We start from the raw sequence: 15,106 nt of genomic DNA, 5'->3' as shown, positions 1-15,106 counted from the left end.
GCACACAAGGTACCGATCCGGTCACACGGCGTGGCCGACCTCACAACGGCAGGTAGTGTCGGAGCCATGACGGATTTCAAGGACGACGCACTGGTGGACACCTGGTTCGAGGCCTGGTCGCGTTCCCGCGGCTACGAGACCCGCCAGGACGGACGGACCCGCTCCGCGCTGCGCACCTCGCGCCCGGCGGGCATGATCCCGGGCGGCTCGGGGCGCGCCACGATGGACGTCCCCGCGGCGTGGGAGTACGTGCTCGTGGCCCCGACGCAGGCCGAGCTCGACCCCATCCTCAAGGATCTCGACGAGCACCCGGAACGCATGGTGACCGTCTTCGGCGAGGCCGAGGCGGACCTGCCCGGCGCCGGGCTGAAGCAGGCCGTGGACTCCGAACGCCTCATGTCCGTGGAGATGGACCTCGAGGTCCAGGACGTGGAGCCCCCGCTGATGCCGGACGGCTACGAGGCGCACGTGGACGAGCCCGTCACCGGCAGCCGCCGCCTGCGGATCATGGCGACCGGCGCCTCCACCGCCCCCGAGGGCGAGGACGAGCTGGCCGCCATGGGCTGGGTGACCTTCTCCGGCTCGACCGCGGTGTACGACCGCATCTGGACCTCCCCGCAGCACCGCCGCAAGGGCCTCGGCTCCCTGGTGATGCGCTATCTGACCAGCGAGGCGATGAGCCAGGGCGACATCTCCGAGGGCCTGCTCGTGGCCTCCCCGGACGGGCAGATGCTCTACGGCCACCTCGGCTGGAACGACCTCGCCCCGGTCTCCATCTGGGTCCGCGGTGACGGCGAGTCCATCCCGAGCCCGGAGCACACTGGCACGATGAGTAGGTGACCGACTCCTCCTCCACCCCGGATCCGTGGGGCTCCGCCGCCCCGGGACCCGTTCCCGACGGCGGCCCCTCGCCTTCCGGCGGTGAGCATGCGGCGTCGATCTGCGCGGCCCTCGGCCGCCGTCGCCTTCCGGAGCAGGTCAGGCACATCCGTCACCTGCCTGCCCGGCCGGCCCGACCGGTCGACTGGCCCGCACGCACCCCCGAGGGGTTCGTGCGGGCCCTCCGTGCGCTCGGGGTCGAACGGCCCTGGTCCCACCAGGTCCAGGCCGCGCAGGCCGCCCTGGACGGCCGCCACGTGGTGGTGGCCACTGGCACCGCCTCCGGCAAGTCGCTGGCCTACCAGCTGGCCGTGGCGTCCACGCTGGCCAAGGATCCGCGGGCGACCGTGCTGTACCTGTCCCCCACCAAGGCCCTGGGCGCGGACCAGCTGGCCTCCTGGACGCGCATCGCGGCCCAGGGGATGCCGGAGCTGCAGGTGGCCCCCTACGACGGGGACACCGACCCGGCCGAGCGGGTGTGGGCCCGGCAGAACGCCTCCGTGATCCTGACCAACCCGGACATGCTGCACGTGGGGATCCTGCCCCACCACGAGCGCTGGGCTGACTTCTTCCGGCGCCTGGCCTACGTGGTGGTGGACGAGTCACACACCTACCGCGGCGTCTTCGGCTCCCAGGTGGCGATCCTGCTGCGGCGGCTGCGGCGGATCGCCGCGCACTACCGGCGGGACCGGGCCGAGACGGTGTTCATGGGCGCCTCGGCGACCTCGGCGGCGCCGGCCGAGCACTTCTCCCAGCTCGTCGGCGCCGAGGCCGTGCAGGTGTCCGAGGACGGCTCCCCGCACGGCGCGGTGACCGTGGCCTTCTGGGAGCCCGAGCTGACCGACCGCCGCGGCGAGCACGGGGCGCCGGTGCGCCGCTCGGCCACGGCCACGGCGGCGGACCTGGTGACGGACCTGGCGCTGCAGGGCGTACGGACGCTGGCGTTCATCACGTCCCGGCGCGGGGCCGAGTCCATCTCCTCGATCGCGCGCAGCCAGCTCGATCAGGTCGAGCCGGGGCTGGGCGGCCGGATCGCCGCGTACCGCTCCGGGTATCTGCCGGAGGAGCGGCGCGAGCTGGAGGCGCAGCTGCGCTCCGGCGAGCTGCTCGGCATGGCCTCGACGCCGGCCCTGGAGATGGGCATCGACATCGCCGGCCTGGACGCCGTGGTGGTGGCCGGCTGGCCCGGCACACGCGCCTCGTTCTTCCAGCAGATCGGCAGGGCCGGGCGCTCCGGCGGCGAGTCCCTGGCGTTCTTCGTGGCCTCGGACGACCCGCTGGACACCTTCCTGGTGGAGCACCCCGAGGCGGTGTTCGACCTCGGTGTGGAGGACACCGTAGTGGACCCGCAGAACCCTCATCTGCTGGGGGCGCAGCTGTGCGTGGCGGCCGCGGAGATGCCGCTGACGCCGGAGGACCTGCCGCGGTTCGGGCAACCGGGTGCGGTGCGGGCACTGGTGGAGCGGCTCTGCGAGCAGGGGCTGCTGCGCCGACGTCCGGCCGGCTGGTTCTGGACCCACCCGGAGCATGCGGCGGGCATGGTGTCCCTGCGGGACGACGGCGGCGGGCCCGTGCAGATCATCGAGGCCGAGTCCGGGGCACTGCTGGGCACCATGGACTCCCCGCAGACCCACTACCAGGCACACCCGGGCGCGGTGTACATCCATCAGAACCGGACATACCTGGTGCTGGAGCTGGACGAGGACGCGCACGCGGTGATCGTGCAGCGGGCGTGGCCGGACTACTTCACCACCGCCCGGGACGTCACCGAGATCGAGATCCAGGGCATCGTCCGCCAGGTGGCGTCGGCCGGGTCCTCGGTGCGCTGGTCCGTGGGCGACGTCCGCGTGACCACCCAGGTGGTGTCCTTCCAGCGCAAGGCGCTGATCTCCGGTGAGGTCCTCGGCGAGGAGCCGCTCGAGCTGCCGGCGAGGGACCTGTTCACGCAGGCGGTCTGGTACCAGGCGACGTCTCAGGAGCTGGTGGCCGCCGGACTGACCACGGACCGGCTGCCGGGCGCCCTGCACGCGGCCGAGCACGCGATGATCGGCATGATGCCGCTGGTGGCCTCGAACGACCGCTGGGACATCGGCGGTGTCTCCATGGTCCTGCACCCGGACACCGGCGTGCCCACCGTGTTCGTCTACGACGGCCGCCCCGGCGGCGCCGGCTTCGCCGAGCGCGGGTTCGCGCAGGCGCGCCGCTGGGTGGAGGCGACCGCGGCCGCCGTGGCGACCTGCGAGTGCGAGGACGGCTGTCCCTCCTGCGTGCAGTCCCCCAAGTGCGGCAACCGCAACTCGCCTCTGGACAAGGGCGGCGCCCTCACCGTGCTGGCGCTGCTGTCCCGGACGTTCGACGACCTGGCGGAGGTGCCCGCCGAGCAGGTCCTGCCGGCCGGGTTCGCGCCGACGGCGGCCGCGGACGACGAGGCCTGAGTCACGGCGGGCCCGCCTTGGCGGTGGCCTCCGCGTCGGCACCGAAGGCCTGCTCCACCGCGACGGTGACCGTGACGGTGGACTGGTCGCCGGGCTCGCAGGAGACCAGCCGGGCACCGTTGCGCTCGGCCGTCGTCTCGGCGAGGGCGCAGGCGTCCGTGCCGGTGGGGTCGATCCCGCGCAGGGCATCCGCGGCAGCGAGCGCCGCCAGGTCCGCCGCGCCGCTGGCCACGGCCGCGGTGTGGGCTCCCTGGCCCACGCCGGCGACCAGCACGCAGAGCCCCAGTCCCAGCGAGGCCGTCCCGAGGGCGGTGAGCGTGCCGCTCATGGCCCCTCGCCCTCCTCGGCGTCGGGTGTCGGCTCGGACGACGGCGCCGGCTCCGGCGCCGGAGCATCCCCGTCGGCCGGTGGGTTCGCCGGTGCGGGACCGGTCTGCGCCCTCTGGCTCGGTGCCGAGGCCTCCGCCTTCACCTGCAGGTCCGGGAACCAGCCGAGGGGCCCGGGGGCACCCCGGGCGACGGTCACGGAGACCCAGGTGCCGTCGTCGTGGTGGTCGAGCGAGGCGCCGTCCCCGGCCATCCGGGTGACCGCCTGGGCCGCCTGCTCCGGGGAGTCGCCGCGGGCGATGATGCGAGCCGCGGCCCCGGCGGCGTCCTGGTTGCGGACCTGCTGCAGGCCGACCCCGCCCGTGGCGACCACGGCGGCGATGACCAGCACCGCCACCGGCAGCAGCGCCGCGTACTCGGCGGTGACGGCACCGCGGTCCGCGCGCAGGCAGGCGGTGGCCCGGGCGTGGGGGCGCCGCGGGCGGTCGGCCCCGGGCCGGGCGACGGTCTGGCGCCCGGCCCGGAGCAGATCGGTGTGGACGTCAGCCACGGTTCAGCGCCTCGCCCACGAGGTCGGCGAGCATGCCCTGCACGTCGCCGCTGGAGAGCACCAGGGCGAGGACGCCGGCGAAGCCCACCGCAGCGAGCGTGAGGATGGCGTATTCGGCGGTGGTGGCGCCCGTGTCGTCCTGGAGCCGGGCGGACCAGGACGCGGCGCGGCGGGCGCCGAGGGTCTTGACGGCGGCGAGCTGGACGGCCTCCGCCGCGGCCTCGGAGGCCGCGGCGACGGCGCGGGCGTTCTCGGTGTCCTGGGCGGTGTGGTTCATGATGTTTCCCTCCATCGGTGTGACGGTCCGCGTCGGTGCGGACCTGCCGGGCCGGATGCCCGATGTCTCCAGGCTTCTGCACTCCGGGGCGCCGCCGCCGGGCCGCTCGGGCGCGCCGTGGACAGGCACGGCGTGTCGGTCGGCTGTGGAGGACGGGACGGGCCGGTTCGGAGCTGCGCCGGCGGACTTTCGCCCCCGGCGCCCCGCCCGCCGGCCCCTCATCCCGGTCCGCGCAGCATCATCAGCAGCAGGGGCAGCACACCGAGGCAGACGAAGGCCGGCAGGTGGCACAGACCGAGCGGGACCACCAGGCGTACGGCCAGCTGCTCGGCGGCCAGCTCGGCGGTGCGGCGCCGCTCCTGTCGGACGGCCCTGGCCGCCTGGGTGAGACCGGCGGCCCCGGCCATGCCCGAGGTGTGCAGCGGCTGCAGGCGTCGGCCCAGCTCCGCCAGCTCCTCATCCGCCAGGTCCTCCCACGCCTCGTCCCAGTCGGCGCCCCAGCGCAGCCGGGCCAGCACCGGCCGCAGTCGCTGCCCACCCGGCAGGGCCACGGCGGCCCGCTCGAGCGCCCCGACCAGCGAGGCCCCCGAGCGCAGCAGCGCCGCGGTGACGTCCAGCCAGGCGGCGGCGTCCACCTCACGCCCGGGGCCGGCGGCAGTGCGCAGCAGGCTCTGCGCCCAGACGTGCCCGACCGCGGCGAACAGCACCCCGGCGGTGAGGACCAACCAGCCGAGCCGGTCACCGAGCAGGGAATCCGGCCCCGCCCCGAGCAGCCAGGCGATCCCCAGCCCGCCCAGCGGCATCCAGCGCAAAAGCGTCACGGTGGACTTCGGTCCGGCCGCCGCGGCGCGTCGGGCCCGTTCGGCGTCCAGCTCGGCGGCGGAGGCGTCCGCGAACCGCTCGGCCGTCTCCGCCGGCGCCGCACCCGAGGCCCGGCAGACCTGAAGCAGCGCCAGCAGCGTCTGCCATTCGACCACTCCGCTCGGTCCGGGCACCCGCCGCGGGTCTGCCCCGAGCTCCACGGCGGCTGCCAGGCCGCGCAGGCTGTGGCCGAGGCAGCACCCCGGCTCAGGGCGCACGCAGACGTCCTCCCGGTCAGCCACCAGCCTCCATGCCTGTCCCTCACCCGAACCGGTGCGCAGCAGCGCGGCCCAGCGGCGCACGGCCTCGACGAACCGCAGCCGCTGCCGGTCCGCGGCACCGGTCCGCACGGCCGTCCACCGGCGCCACCTCGCCCCGACTCGGCTGGGCCGCCAGCTGGCCAGCCGGCTGGGAAGCTGGCCGGGAAGCCGGCCGGGAAGCCGCGCCCTCACGGGCCCCGCCCTTTCAGCCGGGCCGCGAGCACATCCCATCCGGGGCCGCGCACCGCCCGGCCGCCCACGTCCGTGAGCACCGGCAGCATGCGCAGCCCCGCCCCGTGCTCCTCAATCACGGGCACGGCCAGGGACACCGGGTGCCGCCCGGCCGCGTCCCTGCGCAGGTGGAGCACCGCGTCCACGCCGGCGTGCACCTGGGCGGTCAGCGCCTCGACCGACCATCCGGCCAGCGCGCCCATGGCGGTCAGGCGTGCGGGCACGTCGTCGGCGGAGTTGGCGTGCAGGGTCCCCCACGCGCCCTGGTGGCCGGTGTTCAGGGCGGTGAGCATCTCGGCCACCTCCGCGCCACGGCACTCGCCCACCACCAGCCGGTCCGGCCGCATGCGCAGCGCCTGCCGGATCAGCTCGGCCAGCCCGACTTCTCCGGCTCCCTCGGCGTTGGCCGACCGCGCCTGCAGGCAGACCACATGCGGATGCGCCGGAGCCGCTTCCAGGGTGTCCTCCACGGTGATGATCCGCTCCGCCGGGTCCGCCTCCCCCAACGCGGCGGACAGCAGCGTCGTCTTGCCGGTGCCGGTCGCCCCGGAGACCAGCACGGTCGCGTGCGCGGCCACCAGGTGCTGCACCGCCGCCTGCCACCGTTCGCCGTCCGGCCAGCCCTCGGCGAGCACGGCCAGGCTCGGTCTGCGCCGCGACGGCACGCGCAGGCTCAGCAGCGGGCCCGCCCCGGACAGCGGCGGCAGCACGGCGTGCACGCGGATCCCGTCCACGCGGGCGTCGGCCAGCGGCACGGCGGCGTCGAGGCGTCGGCCGGCCCGGTGCAGCAGGCGCACCGCCAGCTGCCGCGCCCGCTCGGGCGGCAGGATCGTCCCGGTCTGCCGCAGCCCGTCCGCGCCGTCGGTCCACACCCTCCCGTTCCCGTCCACGAGCACATCGGTCACCCCGTCCGCCCGCACCAGCGGTGCCAGCGGGCCGAACCCGGACAGCTCATCGGCCAGCAGCCGGGCCCGCTCGGCCGCCCCACCTGCCGTCAGCACGAGGCCGTCCTGCTCCGCCACGGCCTCCACGGCCGCGCGGCAGGCCTGCTCGGTCGGCTCACCGCCCGTCCCGACGGCGGCCGCCTCGCCGTCGTCGTCGCCCCTCGCCTGACGTCCGGCCAGCCAGGACCGGGCCCGGTCCAGCCACGCCGGCGGCGTCGTCGCCTGGTCGACGGCAGGCGATGACACGTTCCCGGCGACGGCGCAGGCAGCGGCGAGGGAGCCGTCGTCGGGACGCGGCTGCGCAGCGGGCTCGGGCTCACGGGCCCTGCGGAGCCGGCCGATCAGGTCCGGGTGCCGCAGGCGGCGGCGAGGGCGGGCGATCACGGGAGGCTCGGGCACGAAGGGACGCATGTCCCCCAGTCCATCTCCCGGCGTCCGCGCCGGGGACGCCTCGGGCCGATCTGTGGACACAGGGCCGCCCGCGGGCACCCTGTGCAGGAGAGGTCAGCCGGCGACGGGGCGGCGGGTCTCGGCGTCGAGCACCACGGACTTGTCCCAGGCGGTGTCCCAGTCCAGCAGGTGGAGGATGCGGTCCAGGATGGCGGCGGTGACGCCCCAGACGAAGCGGTCCTGGACCCCGAACCCGGGGGTGATGCCCGTCCGGCCACCCGGGCGGGCGACCACGAAGCGGTTCTCCGGTGCCACCAGATCAGCCACGGGCACGCGGAACACGGCGGCCGCCTCCTGGCGGTCCACCACGGCCACACGGGAAGGCTCCCGCCACCAGCCGATGACCGGATGGATGACGTAGCCGGACACGGACACCGGCACCGGCGGGAGGACGCCGAGCACCTCCACGCCGGCGGGGTCCAGGCCGGTCTCCTCCTCGGCCTCACGCAGGGCGGTGGCCACCACGTCCTCGTCCTCCGGATCCACGCGGCCGCCCGGGAACGCGACCTGCCCGGCATGCGTGCGCAGGGTGGCCGCGCGCTGGGTCAGCAGCACGTCCACGTCCGGGTGCACGGCAGCGGAGGCGTGCTGGGCCGGGACGTCGTCCAGGGAGCCGAAGAGCACCAGCACCGCCGAGGCGCGGGCGTCCGGCGTGGACGGCCAGCGGAAGCCCCAGGTGCGGGCCGAGGCCGCCGGGACCCGGGTCAGCGATGCAGGTTCCCGGCCGGACGCGTTCTCCGGCGCCCCGTGCGCGGCCACGAGGTCCTGCAGGGCGCGGTGCGCGTCGTCGAGGCTCGGGCGGGCGGAGGCGGCGGAGGTCATCCCACCACCGTAGTGCCCGGCCCGGCTACGCTCACCCCATGGACACCGGCTCCGCACCCCGCACCGAGCCGTCCGCGGACGGGACTGCTCTCGACGAGCCGCTGGACGTCGCGGTGGTCGGCGCCGGCCAGTCCGGGCTGGCGTGCGGGTACTTCCTGCGGCGTTGGGCCCAGGACGTCGAGCGCGGCCGCTCCCCGGGCCCGGCCCCGCGGTTCGCCCTGTTCGACGCCTCCTCCGAGCCCGGCGGCTCCTGGCCCCGCCACTGGCCCTCGCTGCGCCTGTTCTCCCCTGCCGAGCACTCGTCCCTGCCCGGCCGGCGGATGCCCGGCTCCGGCGAGGACAACCCGGACGCTGCGCACGTGGTGGACTACCTGGCCGACTACGAATCCCGCTATGACCTGCCCGTCCGCCGAGGCGTCCGCGTCGCCTCCGTCTCCCGGCAGGACGGGCGCTTCGCGCTGAGGGACGACGACGGCCGCCTCCTCGCCCTGTCCCGCACCGTGGTCTCGGCGACCGGCTCCTTCACCCGCCCCTTCGTACCCGCCCTGCCCGGCACCGCGGACTTCACCGGACGGCAGCGGCACTCCTCGGCCTACACCGGTCCGCAGGGGTACGCCGGCCGCCGCGTGCTGGTGGTGGGCGGAGGGAACTCGGCAGCGCAGATCGCCGCGGACCTGCACGGCTCCGCCGCCGTCACCTGGGCGACCCAGCGCCCGCCCCGGTTCATGCCGGACGACGTGGACGGCCGCGTCCTGTTCCGCCTGGCCTCCGCCCGCGTGCTGGTCCGACGGACGGAGCAGGTCGGCACGCCGGGCGAGGACCTCGGGGACATCGTGGCCGTGCCGCCGGTCCGTGCGGCCCGGGACGCCGGCGCGATGGACGCCGTCCCCGCGCCGTCCCGGCTCACCGCCCACGGCGCCGCCTGGGACACGGACGCCGGCCGCCGCCACGGCTGGCCCTCCGGCGCCGGCGCGCCCGCGGCAGCGGCGGTCCGCGGCACCGAACAGCGGTTCGACGACGTCCTGTGGTGCACCGGATTCCGCCCGGAGCTGCGCCACCTGCGCCCGCTGCTGCAGGAGCCCACCCGGTCCGGGCGTCCGCGCATGCACGAGCATCTGCGCACAGCCAGCGCCGACGTGGACGGCCTCTACCTTCTCGGCTACGGCGACTGGTGCGGACCGGCCTCGGCCACGCTGACCGGCGTGGGCGTGTTCGCCCGTGCCACGGTCGCGGACATCGAGGCGCGGCTGCGCGACGACCACTGAGTCGACGGCTCCGTCTCACGACCCGCCCCGCACGAGGCGAGCCGCCAGACGGCGGCGAGCGGCCGTCGTCGTCACGCCGGGCGCGGGCCGGCGGCGGTCAGGCCTCCAAGCCGTAGCCCATCGCCCGCAGCTCGCGACGGGTCTTGCCTTCGAGCATGAGGCGGTGCAGCTGCTCACGGCCGGGCTTGAGCTCGTAGGAGAGCAGCTGCTGCGCCTTCTGAGGGTCGGTCTCCCCCTCGCCGTAGGACGGGCACCACTGCGCCACCGGGCAGGCGCCGCACGCCGGCCTCTTCGCATGGCAGATGCGCCGGCCGTGGAAGACGAGGCGGTTGGACAGGGAGGTCCAGTCCCGCTTCTCGAACAGCGCGGCGACCTCGTGCTCCACCTTCACCGGGTCGATCTGCTCGGTCATGCCCAGGCGGCGGGCGAGCCGGCCGAAGTGGGTGTCCACCGTGATGCCGGGCTGGCCGAAGGCGTTGCCGAGCACCACGAACGCCGTCTTGCGGCCCACCCCCGGCAAGGTGACGAGGTCCTCGAGGCGCCCGGGCACCTCACCGTCGAAGCGCTCGACCAGTTCGCGGGAGAGCTTGAGGACGGCGGCCGCCTTGTTCCGGTAGAAGCCGGTGGGGCGCACCAGCTCCTGCAGCTCCACCTCGTCCGCGGCCGCCATGGCCGTGGCGTCCGGGAACCGCGCGAACAGGGCCGGGGTGACCGCATTGACCCGCACGTCCGTGGTCTGCGCGGACAGCACCGTGGCCACCAGCAGCTCGAACGGCGTGGTGAAGTCCAGCTCTGCCACGGCATACGGATACGTCTGCCCCAGCACGCGGTGCACCTTGCGCACGCGGCGCTTCAGTCCCAGCAGGGTCTCCCCCGTCGGGGTCGCGACGGCGGCTCGGTCGCCTGGGTCTGTCCGGCTCACGGGTCCTGTGCTCCTGTTCGGCTGGGGCGGGGTCCGGTGACCCACTCTAGGCGCGCGTCACACAACGGCATGTACTTGTCTCGACCCCCGCCGTGGCGGCATTCTTGCGACAGGCAATGATGTGGCCCGCATCACAGGTATGTGGTGGCGGGTGACCGTGCACCCTCCCCGAAAGGAGAACCATGTCCGAGGACGTCACCGTCTACCCGCCCAGCGAGGAGTTCGCGAAGAACGCCGTGGCCGGCGCGGAGCTGTACGAGGAGGCCGAGGCGGACCGCCTGGCCTACTGGGCCCGCCGCGCCCGCGAGCAGCTGCACTGGGAGCAGGACTTCACCGAGGTCCTCGACTGGTCCGACGCCCCGTTCGCCAAGTGGTTCGCGGACGGCACCACGAACGCCGCCTACAACGCCCTGGACCGCCATGTGGAGGCCGGCCACGGCGACCGCGTGGCCATCCACTTCGAGGGTGAGCCGGGCGACACCCGCACCTACACCTACGCGGAGCTGGCCGCCGAGGTCCGCAAGGCGGCCAACGCCTTCGAGTCCCTCGGCGTGGCCAAGGGCGACCGCGTGGCCGTGTACCTGCCGATGATCCCCGAGGCCGTCATCACGATGCTCGCCTGCGCCCGCATCGGCGCCGTGCACTCCGTGGTGTTCGGCGGGTTCTCCTCGGACGCCCTGCGCTCCCGTGTGGACGACGCCGAGGCCACGCTGGTGGTGACCTGCGACGGCTCCTACCGCCGGGGGAAGGCCTCCGCTCTGAAGCCCGCCGTGGACCAGGCGCTCAAGGAGCCCGGCCACACCGTGGACCACGTGCTCGTGGTGCGCCGCAACGGGATCGAGACCGAGATGGTCGAGGGCCGTGACGTCTGGTGGCACGACGTGGTGGACACCGCCTCCGACGAGCACGAGATCGTGTGGCACGACGCCGAGCACCCGCTGTTCATCCTCTACACCTCCGGCACCACGGGAAAGCCCAAGGGCATCCTCCACACCACCGGCGGCTACCTGGTGCAGGCCTCGGCCACGCACCGGGACACCTTTGACCTGCACCCGGAGACCGACGTCTTCTGGTGCACCGCGGACGTCGGCTGGGTGACCGGCCACTCCTACGTCGCCTACGGTCCGCTCGTGAACGGCGCCACCCAGGTGATCTACGAGGGCACCCCGGACACCCCGCACCAGGGACGCTGGTGGGAGATCGTCCAGAAGTACGGCGTGACGATCTTCTACACCGCCCCCACCGCCATCCGCACCTGCATGAAGTGGGGCCGCCAGATCCCGGACGAGTACGACCTGTCCAGCCTGCGCGTGCTCGGCACCGTGGGTGAGGCCATCAACCCGGAGGCGTGGCGCTGGTTCCATGAGGTCATCGGCGGGGAACGCTGCCCGATCGTGGACACCTGGTGGCAGACCGAGACCGGCGCGCACATGCTCACCCCGCTGCCGGGTGTGACCGCCCTGAAGCCGGGCTCGGCCCAGCGGCCCGTCCCCGGCGTGGATCTGTGTGTGGTGGACGAGACCGGCGCACCCATGGAGGGCACCGGCGCCGGGTTCCTCGTGGCCCGCGAGCCGTGGCCGTCCATGCTCCGCGGCATCTGGGGCGACCCGCAGCGCTTCAAGGAGACCTACTGGAGCCGCTTCCTCGGCATGTACTTCGCCGGCGACGGCGCCCGATACGACGAGGACGGCGACATCTGGCTGCTCGGCCGCGTGGACGACGTCATGAACGTCTCCGGCCATCGCCTGTCCACCACAGAGATCGAGTCCTCGCTGGTGGCCCATGAGGCCGTGGCCGAGGCCGCCGTGGTCGGCGCCGCGGACGACACCACCGGCGAGGCCGTGTACGCGTTCGTCCTGCTCACCGAGGAGGCCGCTGCGAAGGACCCGGACACCGCCGAGATGGAGGAGCAGCTGCGCCTGCATGTGGGCCAGGACATCGGGCCGATCGCCAAGCCCAAGCGCGTGCTCGTGGTCCCGGAGCTGCCGAAGACCCGGTCCGGCAAGATCATGCGTCGCCTGCTCAAGGACGTGGCCGAGGGCCGCGATCCGGGTGACGCGTCCACCCTCGCGGACCCGACGGTCATGCAGAAGATCGTCGGCGCCATGGGCTCCAAGGGCTGAGGCCGGCGCACCCGGGCGGCGGACGCCGCAGCGACGAGGACCCCGCCTCCTGATGCAGGAGGCGGGGTCCTTTCGGCGCGGTGCGGACCTGTTCAGTCCTCGCCGGTGCGCACGTAGCGGGGGTCACCGGGCTCGGGCTCGGCCCCCAGCACGCCGGACGTCTCGTCCGGGTGCTTCATCAGGTGCAGCAGGGAGGCCAGCAGGCCGCCCCAGATCAGACCGCACATGACGATCATCATGACGATGGCGATGGGATCCATGTCAGGCCTCCTTCGTGGACACGGTGGGGATGGCACCGGTCTGGATGGACTCGTTCTCGTTGCGCTCCGAGTGCAGGGCGGACTTCTTCGACCACGGGACGAGGGACAGCACCACCGCCAGGACGAGGCCGGAGGCCACCATGCCCCAGCCGAAGATGGCCAGGAAGTCCAGCGGGTAGCCCTCGTACGGGGTGGTGGCCTTGGTGATGATGTCCGAGATCCACAGATAGGCCAGCACCAGCGGGATGACCACGGTGACCAGGACCTTGAAGATGGTGCCCACCCGGAACGAGGAGATCGCGTTGAGGTGGTCCACCAGAACCGGCAGCTTGCGCAGGACGATCGCCACGGTGACGCAGGCGATCAGCGCGGCGCCCACGATGCCCAGGTTGTTGATGAAGGCATCCGAGGTGTCCAGCAGCTGCACGCCGGACGTGGTGGAGAACAGCAGCATCGATATGACGGCGCAGCCGCCGACCACGATGAGCACCGCGGCCCAGCGGCCGAGGCCCAGCTTGTCCTTCACGGCGGCCACCACGACCTCCAGGATCGAGATCAGGGAGGTGAAGCCGGCGATCACCAGGGAGCCGAAGAACAGGACGCCGATCAGGGCACCCATCGGGGCCTGGGAGATCAGCGTCGGGAACGCGATGAAGGCCAGGCCGATGCCGTCGGTGACGACGTCGGTCACCTGCTTGCCGGAGGCCTGGGCCATGAAGCCGAGGGCGGAGAACACGCCGATGCCGGCGAGGACCTCGAAGCCGGAGTTGGAGAAGCCCACCACCAGGCCGGAGCCGGTGAGGTTGGTGCGGCGCTTCAGGTATGACGAGTAGGTGATCATGATGCCGAAGCCCACGGACAGGGAGAAGAAGATCTGGCCGTAGGCGGCGATCCAGACGCCCGGCTCGAGCAGCGCGGACCAGTTCGGGGTGAAGAAGGCGTTCAGCCCCACGATGGAACCCGGCAGGGTCAGGGCCACCACGACGAGCACGATGAACATGACGATGAGCAGCGGCATGCCGACCATGGAGACGGCGGCGATGCCCTTGCGGACGCCGAAGCCCATGCAGAGGATGCAGATCACCCAGACGATCAGCATCGGCCAGAAGACGGCCGAGACGAAGTCGAAGGACGGCATCGGGTTCTCGGACACCTGCAGGTGGGTGCCGAAGAAGAAGCCCTCCGGGTCCTCGCCCCACGCGTGGTCCGTGGAGAACCACGTGTACATGATCGCCCAGGCGATGATGGCCGCGTAGTAGACGGCGATCACGAAGCAGATGAAGACCTGGAACCAGCCGATCCACTCGGCGCCGCGGTGCAGGCGGCGGAAGGCCAGGGGCGGGGCGCCGCGGAAGCGGTGGCCGATCGCATAGTCGAAGAACAGGATCGGGATGCCTGCGGTGAGCAGCGCGACCAGGTAGGGGATGACGAAGGCGCCGCCACCGTTCTCATAGGCGGCGTAGGGGAAACGCCAGATGTTGCCGAGCCCGACGGCCGAGCCGATCGCCGCGAGGATGAACGCCCAGCGTCCGCCGAACTCCTCACGAGAGCGCTTCGGCACCGCGCCGGCCGCAGTGGTTGCGGTGGTCATGGAGTACCTCCGAAGAAACGAGTGCGAATGATGGACGTGTCTGCCCCCATCGGAGGACAGCATGGCACATCATAGTGAGCTGCATCACCCTACGGGGTCAGGCGGGCACTCGGCGGGTCATCCTCCGGGGATGCACTCCCCGGTCTGGACGGGAACCTCCAGGTTCTCGACGTCCTCCAGGAGCCGCTCGAACTCGTCGCCGGCGATCGCATACCCGATGGTCGAGGATCCCGGGGCCCGGGCGAACACCAGCCCCGCCACCGTGCCGTCCTCGGTCACGAGCGGACCTCCGGAGTTGCCCGGCTCGATGTCCGCGTTCAGCTGGTAGATGTCCACGGTCGAGTCCTCCCGCCCGTAGATGTCGCTGATGAGCAGCTCTCCCCGGGCCTGCACCTGGGCGGGGGTGGCCTCGTAGGGGCCGCCGGCCGGGAAGCCGAGGGCGAGGGCGGCCGCACCGTCCTCCAGGTCGGCACCGTGGCGGGCGACCGGCAGGTCCGCACCGTCCACGGCCACCACGGCGAGGTCTCGGGCCGGATCGATGTGCACCACCCGACCCGGGAACACCTGGCGGTCCTGCGTCTCGACGATCGGCTCCTCCACGCCGGCCACCACATGCGCGTTGGTCAGGATCCGGTCCTTGGCCACGACCACGCCCGTGCCGTTCTGGGTCTGGGCGCACTGCTCGGCGAAGCCGGACAGCCGCACCACGGAGTCCTGGACCTGCGCGTCCTCCGTCTCCGGCACCTCGAGGGTCGCGGACGGGGCGGCTTCCGGCTCGTCCGCGACCTCCTTCACGGGGGTGTCGATCTCCGGGATCACGCCGAGGCCCGCGATGGCCGCACGGGACTCGGCCAGGAAGCGCTGGCTGCCGTCCGGCATGACCCGGTCCGTGACGGTGAGGACGGCGGAG

Annotated in this window: 14 protein-coding genes; 4 read left to right on the top strand and 10 right to left on the bottom strand. The window is 73.4% G+C overall.

The window, feature by feature from the left end:
* Positions 1–66 precede the first annotated feature (66 nt).
* Complete coding sequence (locus MLY01S_RS08290; protein WP_067191082.1) at positions 67–840, top strand: GNAT family N-acetyltransferase; 774 nt, start codon at positions 67–69, stop codon at positions 838–840.
* Positions 837–3,314 (top strand): DEAD/DEAH box helicase, encoded by a 2,478-nt coding sequence (gene sftH / locus MLY01S_RS08285; RefSeq protein WP_082739877.1) that lies wholly within the window; start codon positions 837–839, stop codon positions 3,312–3,314. Before MLY01S_RS08290 ends, sftH begins: the two co-directional genes overlap by 4 nt.
* A 1-nt stretch (position 3,315) precedes the next feature.
* Here the strand turns inward: sftH and MLY01S_RS08280 are convergent, their stop codons facing one another.
* The 6 genes from MLY01S_RS08280 to MLY01S_RS08255 form a co-directional block, all read right to left on the bottom strand.
* A complete protein-coding gene (locus MLY01S_RS08280; RefSeq protein ID WP_067191080.1) occupies positions 3,316–3,642 on the bottom strand; it encodes an Rv3654c family TadE-like protein in 327 nt (108 codons plus the stop codon).
* On the bottom strand, positions 3,639–4,190 hold the full coding sequence (locus MLY01S_RS08275) for a TadE family type IV pilus minor pilin (RefSeq protein ID WP_067191078.1): 552 nt from the start codon (positions 4,188–4,190) through the stop codon (positions 3,639–3,641). Before MLY01S_RS08275 ends, MLY01S_RS08280 begins: the two co-directional genes overlap by 4 nt.
* Positions 4,183–4,467: a DUF4244 domain-containing protein gene (locus MLY01S_RS08270; RefSeq protein ID WP_082739885.1), complete on the bottom strand. Its 285-nt coding sequence runs from the start codon at positions 4,465–4,467 to the stop codon at positions 4,183–4,185. Before MLY01S_RS08270 ends, MLY01S_RS08275 begins: the two co-directional genes overlap by 8 nt.
* A 218-nt stretch (positions 4,468–4,685) precedes the next feature.
* Positions 4,686–5,678, bottom strand: coding sequence for a type II secretion system F family protein (locus tag MLY01S_RS08265; protein WP_067191073.1), 993 nt, complete (start codon positions 5,676–5,678; stop codon positions 4,686–4,688).
* A gap of 98 nt (positions 5,679–5,776) precedes the next feature.
* A complete protein-coding gene (locus tag MLY01S_RS08260) occupies positions 5,777–7,174 on the bottom strand; it encodes a TadA family conjugal transfer-associated ATPase (RefSeq protein ID WP_067191071.1) in 1,398 nt (465 codons plus the stop codon).
* A 93-nt stretch (positions 7,175–7,267) separates the two neighbouring features.
* The gene (locus MLY01S_RS08255; protein ID WP_067191069.1) at positions 7,268–8,035 is read right to left on the bottom strand and encodes an NUDIX hydrolase; all 768 of its coding nucleotides are present in this window, start codon (positions 8,033–8,035) and stop codon (positions 7,268–7,270) included.
* Positions 8,036–8,073: 38 nt separating this feature from the next.
* Between MLY01S_RS08255 and MLY01S_RS08250 the strand changes: the two genes are divergently transcribed.
* A complete protein-coding gene (locus MLY01S_RS08250; RefSeq protein WP_082739875.1) occupies positions 8,074–9,300 on the top strand; it encodes an NAD(P)-binding domain-containing protein in 1,227 nt (408 codons plus the stop codon).
* Between the two features lie 97 nt (positions 9,301–9,397).
* Here MLY01S_RS08250 and nth read toward each other — a convergent pair whose 3' ends face one another.
* Positions 9,398–10,222, bottom strand: coding sequence for an endonuclease III (gene nth / locus MLY01S_RS08245; RefSeq protein ID WP_067191067.1), 825 nt, complete (start codon positions 10,220–10,222; stop codon positions 9,398–9,400).
* A gap of 182 nt (positions 10,223–10,404) precedes the next feature.
* Here nth and acs point away from each other — a divergent pair, with 182 nt between their 5' ends.
* Positions 10,405–12,345, top strand: a complete 1,941-nt coding sequence (gene acs, locus MLY01S_RS08240; protein WP_067191065.1) for an acetate--CoA ligase — start codon at positions 10,405–10,407, stop codon at positions 12,343–12,345.
* Between the two features lie 92 nt (positions 12,346–12,437).
* Here the strand turns inward: acs and MLY01S_RS12150 are convergent, their stop codons facing one another.
* From MLY01S_RS12150 to MLY01S_RS08230, 3 genes are all read right to left on the bottom strand, one after another.
* The gene (locus MLY01S_RS12150) at positions 12,438–12,605 is read right to left on the bottom strand and encodes a methionine/alanine import family NSS transporter small subunit (protein ID WP_082739873.1); all 168 of its coding nucleotides are present in this window, start codon (positions 12,603–12,605) and stop codon (positions 12,438–12,440) included.
* 1 nt (position 12,606) lies between these two features.
* Complete coding sequence (locus MLY01S_RS08235) at positions 12,607–14,196, bottom strand: sodium-dependent transporter (protein ID WP_067191063.1); 1,590 nt, start codon at positions 14,194–14,196, stop codon at positions 12,607–12,609.
* Between the two features lie 117 nt (positions 14,197–14,313).
* The coding region (locus tag MLY01S_RS08230; protein ID WP_157531283.1) for a MarP family serine protease at positions 14,314–15,106 on the bottom strand (793 nt) is incomplete at its 5' end.

It is taken from the genome of Micrococcus lylae NBRC 15355, assembly GCF_001570885.1.
Classification (GTDB): Bacteria; Actinomycetota; Actinomycetes; order Actinomycetales; family Micrococcaceae; genus Micrococcus; species Micrococcus lylae.
Note: the sequence above shows the minus strand (reverse complement) of the source record. Positions and strands in the feature narration are given on the sequence as shown.